General features: G+C 67.8%; 15 protein-coding genes. 6 read left to right on the top strand and 9 right to left on the bottom strand.

Annotated elements, in window-relative coordinates; genetic code table 11:
* Positions 1–46 precede the first annotated feature (46 nt).
* From rsmG to ACIA5H_RS18725, 4 genes are all read left to right on the top strand, one after another.
* Positions 47–838, top strand: coding sequence for a 16S rRNA (guanine(527)-N(7))-methyltransferase RsmG (gene rsmG, locus ACIA5H_RS18740; protein ID WP_379249628.1), 792 nt, complete (start codon positions 47–49; stop codon positions 836–838).
* 1,269 nt (positions 839–2,107) lie between these two features.
* Positions 2,108–3,064 (top strand): ParA family protein, encoded by a 957-nt coding sequence (locus tag ACIA5H_RS18735; RefSeq protein ID WP_379250117.1) that lies wholly within the window; start codon positions 2,108–2,110, stop codon positions 3,062–3,064.
* 70 nt (positions 3,065–3,134) lie between these two features.
* Positions 3,135–4,148: a ParB/RepB/Spo0J family partition protein gene (locus ACIA5H_RS18730; RefSeq protein WP_356963227.1), complete on the top strand. Its 1,014-nt coding sequence runs from the start codon at positions 3,135–3,137 to the stop codon at positions 4,146–4,148.
* A 251-nt stretch (positions 4,149–4,399) separates the two neighbouring features.
* Positions 4,400–5,128, top strand: coding sequence for a GNAT family N-acetyltransferase (locus tag ACIA5H_RS18725; RefSeq protein ID WP_397077019.1), 729 nt, complete (start codon positions 4,400–4,402; stop codon positions 5,126–5,128).
* 71 nt (positions 5,129–5,199) lie between these two features.
* Here the strand turns inward: ACIA5H_RS18725 and ACIA5H_RS18720 are convergent, their stop codons facing one another.
* From ACIA5H_RS18720 to ACIA5H_RS18685, 8 genes are all read right to left on the bottom strand, one after another.
* Positions 5,200–6,393, bottom strand: a complete 1,194-nt coding sequence (locus ACIA5H_RS18720; RefSeq protein WP_379249624.1) for a peptidoglycan-binding protein — start codon at positions 6,391–6,393, stop codon at positions 5,200–5,202.
* A 147-nt stretch (positions 6,394–6,540) separates the two neighbouring features.
* Positions 6,541–6,873 carry a thioredoxin gene (gene trxA, locus ACIA5H_RS18715; protein WP_039803419.1) on the bottom strand — a complete coding sequence of 111 codons (333 nt, stop codon included), beginning with the start codon at positions 6,871–6,873 and terminating at the stop codon, positions 6,541–6,543.
* A 56-nt stretch (positions 6,874–6,929) separates the two neighbouring features.
* Positions 6,930–7,940 carry a thioredoxin-disulfide reductase gene (gene trxB, locus ACIA5H_RS18710; RefSeq protein WP_397076913.1) on the bottom strand — a complete coding sequence of 337 codons (1,011 nt, stop codon included), beginning with the start codon at positions 7,938–7,940 and terminating at the stop codon, positions 6,930–6,932.
* Between the two features lie 109 nt (positions 7,941–8,049).
* Positions 8,050–8,823, bottom strand: coding sequence for a hypothetical protein (locus ACIA5H_RS18705; RefSeq protein WP_379249619.1), 774 nt, complete (start codon positions 8,821–8,823; stop codon positions 8,050–8,052).
* 102 nt (positions 8,824–8,925) lie between these two features.
* A complete protein-coding gene (gene sigM / locus ACIA5H_RS18700; RefSeq protein ID WP_397077018.1) occupies positions 8,926–9,507 on the bottom strand; it encodes an RNA polymerase sigma factor SigM in 582 nt (193 codons plus the stop codon).
* Positions 9,508–9,798: 291 nt separating this feature from the next.
* The gene (locus tag ACIA5H_RS18695; RefSeq protein WP_379250113.1) at positions 9,799–13,665 is read right to left on the bottom strand and encodes a murein biosynthesis integral membrane protein MurJ; all 3,867 of its coding nucleotides are present in this window, start codon (positions 13,663–13,665) and stop codon (positions 9,799–9,801) included.
* Between the two features lie 825 nt (positions 13,666–14,490).
* Positions 14,491–17,067 (bottom strand): DUF6049 family protein, encoded by a 2,577-nt coding sequence (locus tag ACIA5H_RS18690; RefSeq protein WP_397076912.1) that lies wholly within the window; start codon positions 17,065–17,067, stop codon positions 14,491–14,493.
* Positions 17,064–17,600, bottom strand: a complete 537-nt coding sequence (locus ACIA5H_RS18685) for an NUDIX hydrolase (RefSeq protein ID WP_397076911.1) — start codon at positions 17,598–17,600, stop codon at positions 17,064–17,066. Before ACIA5H_RS18685 ends, ACIA5H_RS18690 begins: the two co-directional genes overlap by 4 nt.
* 728 nt (positions 17,601–18,328) lie before the next feature.
* Between ACIA5H_RS18685 and ACIA5H_RS18680 the strand changes: the two genes are divergently transcribed.
* Positions 18,329–19,789, top strand: a complete 1,461-nt coding sequence (locus ACIA5H_RS18680) for a CCA tRNA nucleotidyltransferase (protein WP_397076910.1) — start codon at positions 18,329–18,331, stop codon at positions 19,787–19,789.
* 5 nt (positions 19,790–19,794) lie between these two features.
* Here the strand turns inward: ACIA5H_RS18680 and ACIA5H_RS18675 are convergent, their stop codons facing one another.
* Positions 19,795–20,610: a hypothetical protein gene (locus ACIA5H_RS18675; RefSeq protein ID WP_379249613.1), complete on the bottom strand. Its 816-nt coding sequence runs from the start codon at positions 20,608–20,610 to the stop codon at positions 19,795–19,797.
* 139 nt (positions 20,611–20,749) lie between these two features.
* Here ACIA5H_RS18675 and ACIA5H_RS18670 point away from each other — a divergent pair, with 139 nt between their 5' ends.
* The gene (locus tag ACIA5H_RS18670) at positions 20,750–21,505 is read left to right on the top strand and encodes a 5-oxoprolinase subunit PxpA (protein WP_356963219.1); all 756 of its coding nucleotides are present in this window, start codon (positions 20,750–20,752) and stop codon (positions 21,503–21,505) included.
* Positions 21,506–21,508 lie beyond the last annotated feature (3 nt).

Genomic DNA, 21,508 nt, shown 5'->3' with positions numbered 1-21,508 from the left:
TCCGGAGCCCGATTGCTCGTTCGTAGATCGACCCGAGTTCGGAAGGATGTTTCACGTGGAACGAGATCTCGGTGGAACCACCGCGGAGCCCGCGGAGTTGGAGCCACCCGCGTCGGCTGCGACCGTCTTCGGCGACCGACTCGATCTCGCGCGTCGATATCACACGGCGCTCGCGACCGCGGGCGTGGAGCGCGGGCTGATCGGCCCGCGCGAGGTGCCCCGCCTCTGGGATCGCCACATCCTCAACTGTGCGGTACTCGGCGAGTTGATCGCCGAGGGCGCGTCCGTGGTCGATATCGGCAGCGGTGCGGGCCTGCCGGGCATCCCGCTCGCCATCGCGCGTCCAGATCTCCGGATCACTCTGGTCGAACCATTGCTGCGCCGCACGATCTTCCTGAGCGAGTTCATCGAATCGGTCGGACTGGACGTGACCGTGGTGCGAGGGCGGGCGGAGCAGTCGGGCGTGATGAAGGAGGCCGGTGGCGCGGACGTGGTCACGTCCCGCGCGGTGGCCCCGCTCGGGAAACTCGCCCAGTGGTCCCTTCCTCTCCTCCGCGACCACGGGCACATGCTCGCCCTCAAGGGAGCGAGCGCGGCCGAGGAACTCGAACGCGATGGCGACGCGCTGACGAAGGCCGGCGCAGGTAACGCGGTCGTCCTGGAATGTGGCGTCGGTCTGGTGGCGACGCCCACGATGGTGATCAGCGCAGAGCGCCTCCCCCGAGCTGAGCGAGCCACCCGACGGCGCGCCGAACGAGCGGTCGAGCGTGGCGGAAAGGCCGTCCGCGCCGCCACGACGGAGCGTGCGCGTAAGCGTGCGGCACGCAAGGCCAAGTAGAAGCTTCGATCGCGAAGGCTCGACCGTCGACCTCGGATCTGGGATCGTTTCGTCACTCTGACGGAATGGCACGGTTGAACGCGCGTCGGATGGACTCGGCGGGCGATCTACTCGAACTTGATTTGCTTTGTCTAGATCCGTCGACTGGACGGAGGGGTCCCATGCGGTACCTCCGTCTGGAACGGCGTGGCCGCTTGGAGGCTGAAGTCGAGGCGTCCGTCTGCCGTGGCTGTGGAAGAGATCGCTACTGGCGTCGCCGGTTGGATCAAGTCCGTTGTGCGTCGGGTGAGAAGTCGTCGTGTTGTGTGCGATGGTTGCACAGACTCCCACGCGGACTGGATTCACGTGAAACATCGGCGGGAAGTCGGCCCGCGACGAGCCTAGAGCAAAACCCCGAAGTTCCATGCGAGCGTGTCCGAGTCACACTCGACTTCATCGGGGTGCGTCTCGAACTACACCTCGAGCATGAGGCAAAGGTGGGTTGCGGACCTAGCGGGTGCTTCTCGGATCAGGAGGCCGCGGCCCATGTTTCACGTGAATCAAAGTCCTTCGGAACGAGTTCGCCGGAATCCTGAGCGCGTCTGGAATTGCCGCCCGATGTTTCACGTGAATCGGTCTTGCCCCCGCTGGAGACGCGATCAGTCTCCGAACACAGCTGAGGGTCAATACGTGTGGTGCTCTGGCCGCTCCGTCACTCTCGAAGCGCGGCAGCGCGTACCCCGGCGTCGGCAGTCTGTCGATGCGCGACTGAGCTCAATCCATTCGAAGTAGCGCGGGACAGTGTGCCGGTCCGAGGTCGTCAGCCGAAGCATCTGAACCAGGTCGGTCGAACAGCCACTGCGAGTAGTCATCCGCGATCCGCGATCGGTGACGCGGCATGCCTTCTGTCTCACGCACCGGTCCGACGTCAATGTTTCATGTGAAACAGCGCGCGCGTCGAGGCGAATTCGTGCGGATTTGCGTGTCGCTTTGCGCCTCGCCGCGATTCAGCTTTCTTAAACCGCTCAGTGCTGGCAAGCTAGTGTGCGTCGGGCGTGAGCGTAGGTGCCACGAGGGATCTGGTTGTCACAGCGGCGCGCAGCTCCGCTCGGTCGATCGGGCGCCGCGGAGCCAGTTGTGCATCGTGTTCGAACCGACAAAGGCTGTTGCAGATACGACGCCGACCCGTCCCGTCGCGCGCACGTGTTCTGAAGTTTCTCGGGTTAGGAGCTGTCTATGTCGAGCGGTCCGGCGAATGTTTCACGGGAAACAACGTCGCGCGTGCCGGGGATGCTGGACTCCAGCAATTTCGACACGGAGGCATTCGGAAGTACGCCGTTCGGGCACATCTCCCCCAGCGAGACCCCGATAGCCGCCGAAGCCCAACGTGCGAGTCAGGTCCTCCATCCAGGAAAGGTGACTGTGCCGAAACCCCACGAGCAACGGATCATCACGATCGCCAATCAGAAAGGCGGCGTCGGGAAGACGACCACCGCCGTGAATCTGGCGGCCGCCTTGGCGCATCAGGGGATGACGGTGCTTGTGATCGACCTCGATCCGCAGGGCAACGCCAGCACCGCCCTGGGTATCGAGCACCACTCGGGTGTCCCCTCCAGCTACGAGCTGCTCATCGGCGAGGTCTCGGTCAGAGACGCTATCCAAACAAGTCCGCACAGCGAGCGCCTCCTCTGCATCCCCGCGACCATCGACCTGGCGGGCGCCGAGATCGAACTCGTGTCGATGGTGGCCCGGGAGGGGCGCCTGAAAGCCGCTATCCAAGAGGCGAATATCGCCGGATACGACATCGACTACGTGATGATCGACTGCCCGCCTTCCTTGGGCCTGCTGACGGTCAACGCGCTCGTCGCGGCGAAAGAGGTGCTGATTCCGATTCAGTGCGAGTACTACGCGCTGGAAGGCGTGGGTCAGCTACTTCGCAATATCGGCTTGGTGCAGGCGCACTTGAACCCGGAACTGCACGTCTCGACCGTGATCCTCACGATGTACGACGGGCGCACCAAGTTGGCCGACCAGGTCGCCGAGGAGGTTCGCGGGCACTTCGGCGATGTCGTACTGCGGTCGGTGATTCCACGCAGCGTGAAGGTGTCGGAGGCGCCTGGTTACGGCATGACGGTGCTCGATTATGATCCAGGCTCCCGGGGCGCGATGAGCTACCTGGACGCCGGACGCGAAATGGCGGCCCGCGCGGTGGCCCCGCGCGTCGCCGCGACGAAGTCGGCGGAGTGATTCGGCCGGCCGGGTCGACGCTCGGCACAGTGCGGTTCGGTAGTGGAACGAGGAAGGGGTCGGTAGACCGATGAGTCAGGCGAAGAAGGGTGGTCTCGGGCGCGGACTCGCCGCGCTGATCCCGACGACACCGACGGCATCACCGGGCCTCAGTAGCGCTGCGGCGAGTGTCATCGGTCTGGATCCGGTCGGGCCGCAGCCCCCCTCGGCCTACCTGCACCGGGTACCGGATCCCGCCGACAACGCTGAACTGGAAGCAGGCGGCGCCGTCTACCGGGAGATCCCGCCGGACCAGATCGAGCCGAATCCCAAGCAGCCGCGCACGGTCTTCGAAGAAGACGCGCTGGCCGAGCTGGTGCATTCGATTCGCGAATTCGGGTTGATGCAGCCGATCGTGGTGCGCCGGACCGAACCGGGTGTGGACCGTTATCAGCTGGTCATGGGCGAGCGGCGGTGGCGGGCCTGTCAGGAGGCGGGCCTGGCCGCGATTCCCGCGATCGTCCGGGAGACCGCGGACGAGTCCATGCTGCGCGACGCCCTGCTGGAGAATATCCACCGGGTGCAACTGAACCCGCTCGAAGAGGCGGCGGCCTACCAGCAGCTGCTGGAGGAATTCGACGTCACTCACGAAGAATTGGCTTCGCGAATCGGTCGCTCTCGCCCCGTCGTGACGAATATGATCCGTCTACTGAAGTTGCCGATCCCGGTGCAGCGCCGGGTCGCGGCGGGCGTACTGTCCGCCGGGCACGCGCGGGCACTGCTCGGTCTCGAAGCGGGTGCGGACGCTCAAGAGGTGCTCGCCGCCCGGATCGTCGCCGAGGGACTCTCGGTCCGGGCTACCGAGGAAGCCGTCATGCTGGCGAACCGAGAGCAGGACGCGGCCGCGCCCTCTCCCGTCGCTCGGCGCAAGCCGATCGAGATGCCAGGCCTACAAGCCGTGGCCGAACGGCTGTCCGGTTCCTTCGACACCCGGGTCCTCGTGAGTATGGGCAAGCGCAAAGGCAAGATCGTCGTCGAGTTCGGGTCGGTCGAAGACCTCGAACGGATCGTCGCCCTGATGGAGCAGAACGCACCCGCAGTGTGACAGAAGTGACGAAATTTAACTTGTGGTTTCGATAGGTGCGAGTACCCGGCCGAAACGTCACTGTGACGGCAGGGGTACGGCACGGCTGCGAGCTTCTATCGCTCCCAGCGGAGCAACACAAGTTCTTCCGACCAACAGCACAGCGACATGGAATGAGGCAGGTTCCCGTTGATCGCTTATTCTTGCTGGCGAGCAAACATTGATGCGACGTGAGCGTGGATGAATCGGACAGCTGGAGGCTGAGCAGAGCGGTGTCGACCAGCGTCACAGCACTAACCCTCGGCGGACTCGAGAAGCTTCCCGCGCATGCGCGGCGCTGTGTCTTCTGGGAGATGGACCCCGCCGTGGCCGAGGACTCGCGCAACTTCAGCGATCCGGTGTTCGAGAAGGAAGCCTGGCTGTCCACGGTCATGCTGGAGTGGGGTTCGTGCGGGCAGGTGGCGAACGTCGACGGCAACGTCGCCGGCTGCGCCTTGTACGCGCCACCGAGCGCCGTGCCGCGCGCTACGCTCTTCCCCACCTCCCCCGTGAGCCCGGACGCGATCCTGTTGACCACGCTGCGGGCCGAATTCCCCTATCAGGATGCCGATGTCGCCCACAGCCTGGTTCAGGCCGTGGTGTCCGATCTGGTGCGTCGCGGCGTGCGCGCCTTGGAGGCTTTCGGTATCCGCACCGACCCGACGACGCAGGCACTCTCGGAGCGGTCCGGCTCGATGACACTGCTCGAGCGGATCGTCGCGCCGATCAAGAATGCGAACCCGGCGGGCGCGACGACCGAATGCTCACCCGAGAGTTGCATGATCGATGCCGACTTCCTGGAGGATGTCGGCTTCGAGGTCGTGGCCCCGCATCACCGATTCCCGCGCTTGCGGTTGGAGCTCGCCTCCGATCACGGCTGGAAGGAAGACGTCGAACGGGCGCTGGATCAGCTGCTCGCGGCGGCGTCGATGACCGAGCCGACCCGCATCGGAGCGCGTTGAGCTGAACATCGGAGCGCCCCCTGCCGGGCTCGAAAGGGCAGGGGGCGCTCCGACTTACGAAAGACCGATGGCTACATCCGGTCGGCGGCAGCCAGCTCCTCGGCCAGCAGTTCCGCGAAAGTGTATGTGCCGGTGGGCTGGTCGTCCTGACCGAGCAGATACAGCCGCTTCACCGAGATCAGAATGGCTTCGGCGATCACGTCGCGCATGCGCGGGTTGGTGAGCACCGAGGCATCGTATTCGTTTGTCAGATAACCGATGTCGACCTGCACGGTGGGCATCTTGGTGAGACGCAGCAGATCCCAGGTTCGCGCGTGAGTGCGGCAGTCCTGCAACGACGTTCGGGCGACGACCTCGCGCTGAATGAACCCGGCCAGCACCTGCCCGATCATGGACACCGAGCCGTGTGAGTTGCCGAAGTAGAACCCGGCGACGCCGTTGGCGAGCGGGCTCGGGTTAGCGGCACAGCGCAGGGAGATCATCAGATCGGCGTCGAAGGCGTTGGATGTTTCCGCGCGTTCGGCGTCGGTGGGGTTGGCGCCCCACGGCCGCGACAGGAAGGTCTCCATGCCCGTGGCAGCCATCCGCCCCTCGAGACGGCTGGCGAGATCCCACAGGATCTCCGACTCGTAGACGTCGCCGTACTCGGTGGGCACGGCACAACCCTTGTCCGGACCGCCGAGACCCGGATCGATGACGATCCGCTTGCCGGTCAGCTGCGGCCCAGCCCGGTGCACGACCTCTTCCTCAGCGATCCGGTGCGGATTGCCGCCGGTGACCCTGGCGCCGAGCAGGTCGAGCGAGCGCAGCGTGTCGGGACCGCAGATGCCGTCGGCCGACAGGCCGATCTCCCGCTGGAAGGCGGTCAGCGCGTCGTGGGTGTGCGGACCGAAGTAGCCGTCGACCCGGTGCACGTAGAAGCCGAGGTCCTGCAGCCTGCGCTGGAGCGTGGCCACATCGTCGCCGTACAGCGGCGCGGACAGCTGGTAGATCAGCGTGCGCGCACCGAGTCGGTAGGACGCTTCCTTCAGTGCCCGGTAGGTCGCCGGACCGACCACACCGTCGACGAGTAAACCGCGATGCTGCTGAAACGCGCGAACCGCGGAGTCGAGGTGATGGTCGAAGGACACTTCGGTGTCCTTCCAATATTCGCGTGCGTCCGCGTTGTCGGCGGCGATGTGCGCGTGTAGGAACCCGAGGCTTGCCAGGGTGCTCCGAACCTCTGCTACGGCTGGACCGGAATCGCCGTGACGAAGTCGGTGCATGCGTGAGAGCCCTTTCCTTCCGTCAAACCCGCGGGTACCCACTCATGCGATGGGATACACCTTCGCACGACCGGAGCGTCGGTCGATTGTCTCAGACCCGGACCGGGTTTCGACAATCCCCGGGTCCAGGCATCCTACGGCGCGTCCTCAGATGACGTCTTCGAGTTCGCGCAGAAGAGCCGCTTTGCCCTTCGCTCCGACGATCTGCTTGACCGGCTTACCGCCGCGGAACAGCATCATAGTGGGCAGCGAGAGGATCTGATAATCGCGGGCGGTGCTCGGGTTGGCATCCACATCCAGCTTCGCGACGGTCAGCTTGTCCGCGTGCGCGCCGGCGATCTCCTCCAAGACGGGCGCGACCATCTTGCACGGGCCGCACCAGTCGGCCCAGAAATCGACGAGGACCGGCTTCTCACTCAGCAGCACGTCGTCGGCGAAGGACGCGTCGGTGACGGTGACCGTGTTGGCGGACTCGGACATGGGTGTTCTCCTTGCGATACAGCGAGACGGAAAGGTATGGCTCGTCCAGCGCGAGCTCAGTTGGCGGCCACCGACTCACCCGCGTGGGCGAGGGTGTTCGAGGTGATGTCGCCCTGCTCGGCCAACCAGCGCTCGGCGTCGATGGCCGCACGGCAGCCCGTGCCCGCGGCGGTGATCGCCTGCCGGTAGGTGTGGTCGACGAGATCACCCGCGGCGAAGACGCCGGGGATGTCGGTCGCGGTCGTCGGCTCGTTTACCAGCACGTATCCTTCGTTGTCCAAGGCGACCTGGCCCTTGACGAGTTCGCTGCGCGGATCGTGGCCGATCGCGACGAACAGGCCGGTGGCGGCCAGCTCGGAGGTTTCGCCGGTCCGGGTGTCACGCAGGGTCAGATGGGTGACGCTGTTCTCCCCGTGCACCTCGGCCACCTCGGCGTTGAGCACGAACTTGATCTTCTCGTTCGCCTTCGCCCGTTCCAGCATGATGCGGGAGGCTCGGAACTCCTCGCGGCGGTGCACGATGGTGACGCTGGAGGCGAACTTGGTCAGGAAGGTCGCCTCTTCCATCGCGGAGTCGCCGCCGCCGACCACCACGATGTCCTGGCCCTTGAAGAAGAACCCGTCGCAGGTGGCGCAGGCGCTGACACCGCGGCCGAGCAGCCGCTGCTCGCCCGGAACGTTCAGGTAGCGCGCGGCCGAGCCCATGGCGAGAATCACGGCGTAGGCGTGGAAGGTCTCGCCGCCGACGACGACCTTCTTGATCGGGCCGGTCAGGTCGACCGCGTCGACGTCCTCGGTGCGGATGTCCGCGCCGAACCGCTTGGCCTGCTCGCGCATCTCCTCCATGAGATCCGGGCCCATGATGCCGCCGCGGAAGCCGGGGAAGTTCTCGACCTCGGTGGTGGTCATCAGCGCACCGCCGAACTGGGTCCCCTCGAACTGCAACGGCTGGAGCTCGGCGCGGCCGGCGTAGACGGCGGCCGTGTAGCCGGCGGGGCCGGAGCCGATGATGATCAGGTCGCGAACTGGCGTGCCGGTGTCGCTTTTTTGCTCGCTACGCTCGCTCATGGGGCCCTTCCGGGGAGATTCGATCGGACGTGTCGGTCAACAACAGGGTAATGGCTGTTGTTCCCGCGTCGGCGAGGGTCACACCGCGCGGGTGGGCCAGATCGCAAGGTCAGCCGATGTCCTGCAGCGCCTTGCGCTGGGGATCGCCGGTAGCGCAACCGGTCCCGACGACCAGCGCGGTGATCTGCGGCGGGCGCGGGCCGTTCAGCAGGATGAGCACCGCGTTGCCGCCCTGGAATCGGATGTCGGTCGAGCCGAGGATCGTGCGGTCCAGGCCGTTCGCCCGTACGCAACGCTCGAGCGCTTCCGGGCCGGCCAGGGCTCCGGTGACGTTGTGCCTGCCCAGCGCGCCGAGGGCCACGGTGGCGGTGAGATCGTCACCCCAGTCGTCTTTTCCCGATGTCGGCTGCGCCGTGGGCGCTGGGTCGTCTCCGCCGCGCATCGTCGAAGCCCACACACCCGCGCCGACGACGGCGACGATCGCCGCGGCTGCCGCGGCCAACCAGCGCAACCTGCCGCGGCGACGCTCGTCCAGAGCCATCGGCGCGGATTCGAAATCTTCTGCTTCGCTGACGGATTCGCTTACTTGCGGGGGCGGAAGCTCATGAACCGTGGCGTCTTCGGGTGGCTCCAGCTCGTCGACGAACCGCGCGAGCCGGGCCGCCACGTCTTCCGGCATCGGATGGACTATGCGCTCGTACCCACCCAAGGCACGCAGCTCCGCACTCACGTCGTCCAGCGCGCGCAGATACCGCACCGCTTCCGGGTCGCGCGAGACGATCGGCCACAACTGCTCGCGCTGCGCGGGCGTTACGTTGTCGGCATGTAGGTCAGCCAGCAATTCGGACGCGAACGGAGGCTGCGGCACGGACTCGGTAGCCATCGCACCTCCGTCGTTCGCATCGGACATCGCGGGGACCCCCTCGCCTACGGGGCCTGTCTCTGATTCGTTCAGTGGTTCGTCACTGTTAATGACGCATCCCAACTAACCCCGGTTCCCCGGATCACGCAGAAAATCCAATCGCTCTTTCAACCGCTGCCGCGCACGAGCGCACCGGCTCTTGATCGTCCCCTCGGGCACGCCGAGCAACGCCGCCGCTTCGGCAACGCTATACCCCTCCACATCCACCGCCACCAACGCGGTCCGCTGATCCGGCGGCAACGAGAACAACGCTCGATCGATGACCAACGACATCTCCACCTCGGCCATCTCGTCGCGGGTGTCCCTCGGCTCCGGCATCGACTCCGGCGCCAGCGACAATGCCCGCCTGGTCTTGTTCCGCCGGATCCGGTCCAGGCAGGCGTTCACCACGATCGCGTGCAACCAACTGCGGACCTCCGCCTCGGCCCGGAACGAGCCCGCGGTGCGATGCGCCGACAACAGCGCGTCCTGTAGTGAATCGGCCGCATCCTCACGCGTGTAGGAGGTGCGCAGCGCGGTCTGCCACAGATGATCGTTGTATCTGCGCAGTAACTCCGCGAACGCGTACCGCTCACCGGCGACGTGCGCCCGCAACAAGTCCACATCGGTGCGTTCACCGAGTTCGAAGGCGCGCTCGCGACACATCACCGGCTGCGACGCCCCCCTGCCGAGCTCCTCGTTCACTTCGGACGACAAATGCCAACCCCTCGAGCCCTCACGGCGGCAACGGGCATGGTCGACCATCACCGAGACTTCGCAGCATCCAGGATCGAAAACGCCGAAACCTGGGAAGCTCCCCTGCTGAGAGCGCGCGAAGATCATATCGCCCGTAACGTTTTGGCAGCAACCAAGTGATCGGGCCGGATACGGAGGAATGCGCGGCGTTCGACGCCGCGTGACGAATGGCCCGCACGACCGATGCGCGGGCAGGGCGGGCTACGGCGCGGCGTCGAAACGGATGTCGGCGATGGCGGTCTGGAACTGTCCTCCGGAATTCCCCAGTCCGGTGATCCAGACGAGCACGTAGCGGGCGGCTTGGTCGGCGCGCACCGGGATATCGGTGACGCCGTCGTCCAGCCGGGCGGAACCGATCAGCTGGGTCTGATCCAGCGTCGGCGATCCGGTGGGCGACGTGCGGATCTCCACCGATGTGCCCGCGCTCGGCGAGTTGATCGAGACGTTCGTGAGCTTCGCGGGGGCCGGCAGCGTGGCGAGCAGACCGACCCCCTTCTTGAGCGCCGGGAACTGCTGGAAGTACTGATCGGTGCGCCACTGGGTGCCCGGATCATTGTCCAGCACCGCGTGGACGTTGGCGACGCCGTCGGCGGTGCCCTCCGGCGAGAACACCGACACGCCGGTCACCGGAACCGGCGCACCGGTCGAGGTGAGGCCAGGGCCCGCGGCGGCGGGCGTCGGCACCGGTTGGTTGTTCGTCGTCAGGCCGATATTGCGCTGTTCGTTCAGCGGCGCGTCGGAGGCGCTCGGCGCGAACACGCTGACCATCCACCAGATCACCACGCCGACCACCAGCGCGGCGAGGATGCCGAGGCCGACCATGATCCACATCATGCGTTGCGAGCGTTCGCGTTCGGCCGCGAGCAGTTCCGGATCGGCGAGCGAGTCGTCCATGTTCGCGGGAGCGCGCTGGCCAAGCCGCAGCACCGGGATGAAGTCGGTCTTCTGATCGACCACCGACGCCTGCTCCAGCACGTGCTGGACCGTCGCCGCCGTACGCACGCCCTTGTTCGACTCCAACGAGCGCACCGCGACCGCGGAGATCTCGAACGGCACTTCGGGACGGATCTGGCGCGGTTCCACCGGCGTGCCGTCCGGTCCGAAATCGGCCAGCCGCAGCCCGCCGACGGTCGCGGCGGTGCCCGTGACGCCGCCGGAGCGGATCGGCCAGCGGGCGGTGATCAGGGAGTAGAGCATCGCACCGAGACCGCGGACGTCGGACTGCGCGTCGGAGTCCGACAGCGTGCCGGGGAAGGCGAGCACCGCGTCACCGGACGCGCTGATGCGCACCCGGTCGGGATGGTCGATGGACAGCGACCCGCCGCCACGGTGCGCCAACTCGGCCGCCGAGGCGAGGGCGCGGATGGCCCGCGCCGCGCCGATCGGTGACGGCACCGTCTCGGCCATCTCGCGCAGCGAACGACCCGGCGTCCATTCCGCCACCACGATGCCGCCGGAACTGCCGCGCACGACGTCGAGTACGCGGGCGAGGCCCGGCGAGTTGATCCGGCCGAGACGCAGCGTCCGGGACAGGATCGCCTGGGGGCCGTCCTGCCCGGAGTTCTCCGTCGCTTTCTGGTCGGCGTCGACGAAGGTCAGCGCGACCTCGCGATCGAGTTTGATGTCCAGCGCCTGCCAGAACTTCAGGCCGCGGGCGCCGCCGTGACTCGCCAGCAGGCGGTAACGCCCGCCCGCCACCGACGCGCCCGGAATCAACTTGGGGCCGCGCGGGATTCGCCGGGCGCCCAGGTTCTCGCCACCCATCGGCGGCATCTCCGGCGAGCCGACGGGGATCATCCCGGTGTCGTACATCGGATCGCGCGGCGGCAGCTGGTTCTCCTGCGGTCTCGCCGCGTCCTGCTCCGGTCCGGCCGTGCCCGGCCCGTTGTTCGCGTACGCGGGATCCAACGGCTCCCCCGCGGTCGGCGGTACATCGGTGGACAGTCCGCCGGGCGTGGTCGCAGAAGAATCGGCGGCTGGGACGCCGCCCACCGCGTCGTCGCTCACCCTCGGTCCTCCTTCGCCCTGGTATGTCGAGGTTCCGGCGAATTCGCCACTTGTGCTTCTCTGCCGAACAGGGTACGGGAACTCACCCTTGCCGGTGCGGTCAACGGCATCGGGTCGGATCACAGGAAGCACCATGGTCTGGGCGTCCATGTACGGATCGAACCTCGGGTATGCCAAGTAGGGATCAGGCCTGCGCAGCACCTGCGTGACGTAGGGATCTTCGACCGGGCTCTCGAGGTCGAGTTCCGGCGCGGGCGGTGTCCAGCCGAGGCGCCGCGAGACGGCCACGGTGATGGCGACGATCTCCGGAATACCGGCGAGTCGCATCAAGCCGAAGGCCACCGCGAACATCACGATCGCGGTGATCGCCACCCGGATCAGCGAGCCGGGGCCGCCGAAGGACTCGGTCAGCCGATCCAAGCCGAGTACCCGGTCCACGATCCACATCACCGCGCCACCCGCGAGTGACGCAAGTACGACACGGGTCACTGTTCGGCCCACATTGGCCATTCGGAGGTCGCCCAGACTGCGGTGCAGTAGGAAACCACCCACCACCGCGCCGACCGTGAAGCCGAGGCCGTTCGCGACACCGAGCGCGATAACCACGTGCTCGGAGTCGGTGACCACCGGAGCCAGGGCGGAGAAGACGATCTTGGCGGCGGTGATGCCGAGGATGATCCAAGTGGGAATCCACGCCTGCTCCCTGGCGTAGAACACGCGCAAGTGGATCAGCACCAGCGAGTACGGGATCAGTGCGAACGCCGACCAGCTGACCGCGAGACCGAGACGTTCGGCGTCCGATCCGAAGTTGCCGTAGCCATAGAGGGCTTGTCCGACCTGCGGACCGGCCAACGTCAGGAAGGTGACCACGGGTACCAGAGCGATCATGGTCAACCGGGTGGCCGCGGAGAGATCGTCGACAACCGCGGGCGTGTCGTCGGCGGCGGCGTTGCGGCTCAGCCGGGGCATGATCGCGGTCAGCACCGTGACACCGAGGACGCCGTACGGCAGTTGCAGCAGCAGCCACGCGTTGTTGTAGATCGCCGGACCTGCCGCGTCGGCATGCGATGAGATCCGGGTGGCGAAGACGAAGCCCGCCTGGCTGATGAGCACGTACAGGATGATCGCCGCGCCCATGCCGCCGAACTGCTTGAGGCGATCATCGATGCCCCACAGCGGGCGCAGGTCGATGCCCGCCCTACGGATCGCCGGAAGGAGGCTGACGGCCTGCACCACAACGCCGACCGTGACGCCGACGCCGAGCACCAACAGCTTCGGGTCGCTCATGCGAACCGGATCCAGCGTGATCTCCCCCGGCATCAGGACGTACAGCCCGAGGACGGTGAGCACCACCAGGTTGTTCAGTACCGGCGCCCAGGCGCCGGGCTTGAACATCTGCCGGGTGTTCAGTATCGCCGTGAGCAGCGCCGACATGCCGTAGAACAGGATCGCGGGCAGCAACAGGAAAGACAGCGCCGTGGTCAGCGCGGTGTTGACCTTGCCGTCGTCGGACAGGAAGACGTGTGTGGTCAGCACCGGCGCAGCGGCCGTCGCCAGCAGCGCGGCAGTGGCCAAGACCACGAACGCCGCGGTCACCAGGCGCCGGACGAACGCCTCTCCGCGATCGGGATCCTCCTGCTCCGCGCGCACCAGCGTGGGCACCACGATCGCGGTGAGCACCGCGCCGAGCACCAACTCCGCGATCATGTTCGGGATCTGGCTGGCGACGGTGAACGCGCTTGCGATGGCCGGGCCGAGCACGGTCAGCAGCAGCAGTTGCTTGCCGAACCCCGTTATCCTGCTGATCAGTGTCGCGAACGCGATCGATCCGGAGTCGCTGAGCAGCCGGGAATTCGCACTCTGCTTCGGCTCGTCGGCCTTCGGTGGCTCCGCGGTGGCGGTGGCGGCGGGCCACTCCCTGGTCCGTGGGCGAGCCGGTTCCGCCGGTTCATGCCGAACCGGGGCGGCTGGCCGCTGACGCGGCGGTGGGAACTGCTGCGGCTGCGGCGGGGCGTAGCGCGGCGGCGGCACCCGATCGGATTCCGGCGTGATCGCAGGCATCGGCCCGGAACGGGGTGGGCGCGGCGCGGCCGGGATCGGACCGGACTGCGGAGGCCGTGGCACCGCGGGTATGGCGCCGGAACGAGGTGGACGCGGCGTGGTCGGGATCCCGCCGGACTGCGGGGGACGCGGCGCGGCCGGAATGGCGCCGGACTGCGGCCCACGTGGTCCGGCGGGCGGCGGCGTCTGCCGGACATTGCCAGGCGGGCCGGAAGGCGCAGGCACCTGGCGATTGGATCCAGGCGGAACGGGGCGGGGCTGGCCAGGACCGGCCGCCGGTGGCGGAGCCGGATATTGCCGTGGGTTCGGTACGGGGCCGGGTCGCGGCGGTGGCGGCACAGGCGGCCTCGGTTGTCCGGCGGGCGGTGGCGGCGGCATGTGCTGACCAGGCCGCGGCTGCGGTGCGGCCGGAGGACGGCTGACCTGCGGCACTCTCGGCGCCTGGCCGTCGTTGTACGGACCGCCGTTCACACCCTGGTGCTCGGCTTCGGCCGGAGCGGGGCTCCGCTCCCACGGGGCGACCGGGGCTCGGCGCACCGGTTGCCCGTCGAGCCGGTCGCTTGGTCGAGGGCGATGAGCCGATATGTCATCGTCGCTCATCATGCCTCCTGTACCAGCCGGGATTCCGCACCCCCATCGGTGCGGTGAGCCGCGGCTCGCCGCAATGGTTCGCCGTGTTCAGCGAACATTCTGTCCGTGGTCCCCGTCCGGATCGGACCGGCTCGGCAACACTGTGATTGTCCTCCACCGTGCCACATGACACTGCGGTACCCCACATCGGCGCAGGTAGCAGCGGTTTACGTAGCCCCGTCGGAGCGGGATCCGTCACCGCGTCTCCTGGGGGTGCTCCTGCTCTTTTTCCTGCGCCCGCAGCACACGTGAGCGCGCGCGCCGGTACCGGTTGACCCGGCGCCTGGTACTCGGATCGAATCCCTCGTCGGCCGGATCGGGCTGCCCGCGGAACCGGCGCCACAAACGGCGACCGGCCAGCAGGAGCAGCAGGAGTGCGGCGCATCCCGTAATTATCGCCAAGGCCTTGCCGTAGGCGTTCGAACGCACCGAGACCTGCGTGGGATTGCCGAGCGCGACGCCCTCCGGCGTGGTGAGCGAGATCGGAATGACGAGATTGCGGCTGTCGCTGACCTCCGTCGGGATCTGGAAGGACCTGGACCCATTGGCCGGGAGCTGCTGCTCGCCGGGGTCGGTGATCTTCGTCTCGGCAGGCGCCTCGATCCGGAACCTGACCCGGATGGCCACCGGCAGATCGTTGCGCGCGACCAGCAACAGGGGGCTCTGCTCGGACGCGAGCGTGTACACGCCGCCCGGCGGCAGTACGGTCACCGAGCGATAGAGCTTGTCCATCGTCCGGGTGTTCTGGTCCAGCCGCCGCTGGGCGAAGGTGTCCGGCGGTGCGGCATCGCCCGCGCGCCGATCCGAGAGGCTCAGTACGCGCAGCAGGTCGTCGCGCAGCGGCGTCAGGAAGTCGTGCGGCGTCGGCTCGGCCTCCGGCACGTCCACCAACGCGCGCATCATCTCGGTGATCCGGCGACTCTGTTCGCGTACCGGCGGCAGGAATCGGTCCGGCACCGCGTCCTGCGCTGCCTGCGGCAGATAGTCCAGCTCGTAGGGCCGCGGGTCCGGCGGCAGCGTCACCAGATCGTGGAACGGACGCGCGGTGGCGAGGTTGCCGCGCAGCAGCTGGTCGACTTGGCGCAGCAGTGCGGTCGCCTCGTCCCGGTTCGCACCCCATTGCTGCGGCGGAACGAGCAACAGCGAGCGCGACGGGTTCGCCTCCGGGTGCAGCGCCTTCCACGAAATCGCCCCGAGAGCGTCCTGCAAGCGCGCCGCTCGTGAGTCGTTGGTCACGTCGTAGCGGACCCGGGACGGGGTGAACGGCGGGGTCGGCGGGTTCGAACCCACCGCGGCGAGCGCGGTCGCGGACCAGATGTCGAACGTCACCGCGTGCAGCGCGGGGTCGGCGGCGGGCGCGGGTGCACTCGCCGTGGGCACCGTATTGCCCGTGACCTGCGGTGCGGGCGCCGGTGCTGTCGGCTGGCTCGCGGTGATATCGGGCAGGCGTACCGCTTCCGGAATCGCCGGGTCGGCGGTGGAGAGAACCTCGTTTCCACCGGATGCGGATCGGCCGCTCTCACTGCTCGACTGCGCCCAGTCCACGCTTCCCTGGGGGACGGCCGCCGTCGACGCGAGCACGGCGGTACCGAAACCGTGACTGCGCAACAGGGCCCCCGCGCCGTCATCGATGCTGCCGGAATCCGGCAGGCTGACCCCGCGCACCGACCGGGTCGACAGGATCGAGTCGATGATCTCGGCCGGTTCGTTGATCGCGCGCGCGGACAGTGCCGGATCGTTGACCGCGGCCAGCGCGGTGAGATCGACCTGCGCGAACGGCAGTGCCACGGTGCACATCGACCCGGCCATGGCGCGCAGCCGGTCCAGCCAGGTCTGGGCCTGTTCAGCGCCCGCACCCGCTCTGGTCGCGCCGTCGGGATCGGACGGACTGGCCAGCACGCGGTAACCCTTGGTCATCGCGCGCACCGTGAGCAGCAGGTCTGGGTCGATGGCGAGGCACACGGCCGAGGCCAGATCGGTGCTGCGGCCCGCGCTCGGGTTCAACGTCCCTTCCAGCGCGGCCAGCAGTTGATCGAGACGGCCGCCCTTGCCGAGTGAGGCGGCCAATTCGTCGTCGGTGAGCTCGACCTTGCCGTCCACGCTGCCCGGACGACCCCCGACCTGCCGCGGCCGATCGGCCAGCGGCCACAGCAGCGTGGTCGCCACCGGAGCGTCGGTGGGCGCCGATACCGACGGGGCTCCGTCGCTCGCGGCGGGCGGCACCCCGAGCACCGGGAGCAGGAATCGCGCGTCGTCGAGCCTGGCCTGCGTGCCGTAAGCGGGTTCGCCGTTGACGTTCAGCAGCAGCGGGTAGACGCCCGGCTCCGTGATCCGCAGCGACGTGGCGCCGGTCTCGGAACGCAACGGGATGCTCAGCGTGAACTGTTTGCGCTGCCCCGGGTTCAGCCGCTGCGCGACATCTTCGAAGTCGCCGTTCACGTCGTAGTTGACCTCGTCGAGGCGCAAGGTGGCGCGCAACCCGACCGGCGTGGTGATCGCCGCCGCCCGCTGGACACGGATGCTGACGTCGTCCACCACACGGTCGCCGATATTGGTGACCGTGCCCGCGACCGTGAGCACCGAATCGCTGCCCGCGGTCACTGTGGTCGGCGTCACCGAATCGAGGGACAGCTTCAGGAATTTGGGATTCGTCGAGGTGCCGGACCCGGTCGGTTGCGCTCCCGCCGCCGCGGAATCGAGCAGTGGCAGCGTCGTCACGGGGCCGAGGATGGTCAGGACCGCCACGAAGATCCGGAACAGTCCACGCGTCATCGCTTGCCGGTCTCCATCCGGTCGATCAGCTTGTTCGCCATCTCCGCCAGCCGCCGCTCATCGGCGTAGGCCAACCGAGAATCCAGTTCACTCAACGGAACCCAGGCGACCTGGGTCACTTCCACGTCGGCGTCGGACAGTTCGCCACCGACCGAACGCAGCAGATAATGATGCACCGTTTTGTGTACCCGCCGACCATCGGTCACGAACCAGTAATCGATGCTGCCGAGTTCGGCGACCACGACACCGTTGATGCCGGTCTCCTCGGCGACCTCGCGGATCGCGGTCTGCTCGGCGGTCTCACCTTCTTCGATATGTCCTTTGGGCAGCGACCACAGTAACCGCCCGCGGCGATCGGTGCGTCCGATGAGGGCCGCGCTTCGCGCTTCCGGGGGACCGTCCAGGCCGTCGACGACCAGTCCACCTGCGGAAGTCTCCCGCACCGTGCGCATCCGCGGCTTCGCGGCATTGGCGGCCGAACCGCGGCGCCGAGGCTGGCGGCGTCGACTGTTCGCGCGATCGGCCGGAGACACCTGGCAATCCTACTGTGTTGAATTTGCCGCGACTTCGTCGCGGCGTGTTCGCGGCCCCTTTGTGGCTCGCGTTTGCGCGGCCGCCGCTTGCTCCTTCGTCGCGTACACGGCGGCCGCGCAAACGCGAGCCGGGCCGCTAACGGCGGATGCTCGGTCTCGCTTCGCTCGAAAGTCGTGGTCAGGGTGCGCTGGGCGCGTATGTGCCGGAGCGCGGACCGGGTGTGGGCGGGTGGGGCGGCCGAGTGTCGGATCGGTCGGCAGGTGTGGTTCGACGTGGTTTTGACGGTCGTTCTGTGCGGCACGGGCGGTGATCGGCGGATGCTCGGTTCAGGACGGTATTTGTTCGGCCGCGACTTCGAGCCGTGTGTCCGCGGCCTTCGTGCGGTTGACGGCCGCTGGCGACTTCGAGGCGGTCACCGGGGCGGGAGCCGGGCCGCGAACGACGGATGCTCGGTCTCGCTTCGCTCGAAGGTCGTGGTCGAGGTGCGCCGGGGCGCTGATATCCGAGTATCCGGACCTCGGTGTGTGTAGTGCCGGGCGCATGTCGATTGGTGCTGGTGATGCGTCGTGGATGTGTTGGCTGGTGGCCGGTCGGAGTGGATTCGGTGAGTGGCTGACGGTGTGCGGGTGCCGCTGGCTGGGTTGATGTCGGTGTCCTTATATATCTGGGCCGCCGCGGCGGCCTTGGCTGCGATAACCGTTGGCGCGGCTCGGTAAGCTGCTCATTCGTGGTTGCGCCGAAGTCCAAGGACGCTGTGCTGGATAGACGTACCCGATTGCTGGCCGCCGCGGCGGTGACGCTCGGGGGGCTGTCGGATGTGCTGACGCCGCTGGGCGAGATGTTCGCGGCGCGGGGGCACGAGTTGTACCTGGTGGGTGGCAGCGTGCGGGACGCGGTGCTCGGCAGGCTGGGGACCGACCTGGATTTCACCACCGACGCGCGGCCGGACGCGGTGCAGGACATCTTGCGCGGATGGGCGGACCATCTGTGGGACACCGGCGGCCTGGCGTTCGGCACGGTCAGCGCGGCCAAGGACCGGCAGCAACTGGAGATCACCACGTTCCGCGCCGACAGCTATGACCGGGTGTCCCGCAACCCGGAGGTGACCTTCGGCGACTCGCTCGAGGAAGACCTGGTCCGCCGCGACTTCACGGTGAACGCGATGGCGGTGCGGATCGGCGCGGACGGCGCGCTGGAGTTCGTCGATCCGCTCGACGGCATGACCGCGCTGCTCGACGGCGTGCTGGACACGCCTGCCGCGCCGGAGGATTCGTTCAACGACGATCCGTTGCGGATGCTGCGCGCCGCGCGGTTCGTCTCCCAGCTGGGGTTCGAGCCGCATCCCCGCGTCCGTGCCGCGATCACCGAGATGGCCGACCAGATCGACCGCATCACCGCCGAGCGGGTGCGGGTGGAGCTGGACAAGCTGATCGGCGGGGCGCATCCGATCGACGGCGTCAACGTCATGTGTGAGACCGGGCTGGCGCAGCGGGTGCTTCCCGAAGTGCCCGCGATGAAGCTGGAGATCGACGAGCACCACCAGCACAAGGACGTCTACTGGCATTCCCTCACCGTGCTCGAACAGGCCATCGATCAGGAGGAGGGCGACCCCGACCTGGTGCTGCGCTGGGCCGCGCTGCTGCACGACATCGGCAAGCCCGACACCAAGCGCAACGAGCCGGGCGGTGGCGTCAGCTTCCACCACCACGAGGTGGTCGGCGCGAAGATGGTGCGCAAACGGATGCGCGCGCTGAAGTACCCGAAGCAATTCACCGAGGACGTCGCCCGGCTGGTCTTCCTGCACCTGCGCTTCCACGGTTACGGCAAGGGCCAGTGGACCGACTCCGCGGTCCGTCGCTACGTCACCGACGCCGCCGAGCTGCTCCCCCGCCTGCACAAGCTGGTCCGGGCCGACTGCACCACTCGCAACAAGCGCAGGGCCGCCGCGCTGCGCGCCACCTACGACGAACTGGAAACGCGGATCGAGCGGTTGCGGGAGCAGGAGGATCTGGCCAAGGTACGCCCGGACCTGGATGGCAACGCGATCATGGAGTTGCTCGGCCTGCCCCCGGGCCCCGAGGTGGGCCGGGCCTGGCGCCATCTGAAGGAACTGCGCTTGGACCACGGCCCGCTCAGCCGGGACGAAGCCGAGGCGGCGCTGCTCGAATGGTGGAAGACGCAGGCCTGAGTAGGTCAGAAGACGATCAGGGTGGTGCCGGCCAGGATCGCCGAGCGCATTTGGGCGAGGTCGAAGGACCCGGCGATTTCCGGCAGTTCGACGCGGAAGCGGATCAGGTCGCCTTCCCGTTGGGCGCGTACGATTCGCGCGTTCTCGGGCAGGTGCTCCAGTGGCAGAACGGGGACGTCGATCATGCGGCGCGGAACGCGGAAGCCGAGCCAGGTCACTCGCCGTACCGCGATGTCCAGTCGGTTGTCCGTGACCGACGCGTCCACCAGGGCGGTGACCAGTCGTCTGCGGTGCCTTGCTCGGATCAGCCCGCCGGAGTGCACGTCCAAGTCCCAGTCCAGCGGCTGGGTGTTGAGCCATCCGACCAGCGCCGCCGTGGTGACGGTGCCGATGAGGTCGAGCCGGGCGGTGCGCACCTTCGTCGGCACGCCCGGAATCAGGCGGACGCCGTGCGCGATCACCGTCACGGACTCGATCGGGTGATCGTCCCAGCGCAGCCGCGACAGCACGGTCTTGGTCTGGAAGTGCGCGCCGCGACGGCGCACCTTCAGCACTTGCAAGGTGGCGTGCAGGTCGTGACCGAGCAGGGTCGCGCTGACCTCCTGTCCGCCGAACCGGCTCAGTATGCCCTCGCTGAGCATGGTCATCAGCACGTCCGGCAGCAGCGCTGTGACCGTGCCCGCGCCGAGGTCGGCGACCGGATCCATCCAGGCCGTGCTGAGCGTGACCCACTGCTCCAGCCAGGACTGATCGAACAGGCGCTTTCCGAGATCGACGGCCCGAAGCGGCGACCAGGACTTCGGATCGAAATACGTGGCCATGATTGGATCGAGCGTACTTGGCCCAGGGCCCCGGACTCGTGCGCTGTGACCCAGGTCGCGCGGATCGGCCGTCCTTGCCTGGGGGAACGCTCGAGCACGAGAATCGAAAGGCCGGTCACACACCGCTGGGAGGACGCACATGGCGCTGGATCTGAACAGTGATCTCGGCGAGGGCTTCGGGCCGTGGACGATGGGCGACGACGCCGCCATGCTCGACATCGTCACCAGCGCGAACATCGCCTGCGGATTCCACGCGGGTGACCCCGCGATCATGCGCAGGACCTGTGGGCTCGCGGTGGAGAAGGGAGTGCGGATCGGCGCCCATGTGGGTTATCGCGATCTGGCCGGTTTCGGTCGGCGCGAGATCGCCGTGGCGCCCGGTGAGCTGCGCGACGAGGTGCTGTATCAGATCGGCGGCCTCGACGCTTTCGCGAAGGCCGCAGGAGACCGGGTGCGCTACGTGAAACCGCATGGGGCCCTCTATCACTCGGCCGCGCGCGATCGGAAGCTGGCCGATGCGGTGCTGGCCGCGATGGCGGAGTACGACCCGCGGCTGGCCCTGCTCGGCCCCGCCGGAACGCAGTTGGAGTCGGCCGCGGAGGCTGCCGGGGTGCGCTTCGTCGGAGAAGGATTCGCCGACCGCGCGTACACCCCCGATGGCTCGCTGGCACCGCGCGGTACGCCGGGGGCGGTATTGGGGCCGCAGGACGCGGTGGCTCAAGCGATCTCGATCGCCAAGTCGGGAGCCACGCGCACTGCCGACGGATCCGGCGAGGTCGCGGTGCGCGCCGCGAGTATCTGCGTGCACGGCGATTCGCCCGCGGCGGTGGAGATGGCCCGGCACATCCGCACCGCGCTGGACGAAGTCGGGGTGCCGGTGGAGTCGTTCGGCTGAGGC

The sequence above is a fragment of the Nocardia sp. NPDC051900 genome, from assembly GCF_044452545.1.
GTDB lineage: Bacteria > Actinomycetota > Actinomycetes > Mycobacteriales > Mycobacteriaceae > Nocardia > Nocardia sichangensis.
Note: the sequence above shows the minus strand (reverse complement) of the source record. Positions and strands in the feature narration are given on the sequence as shown.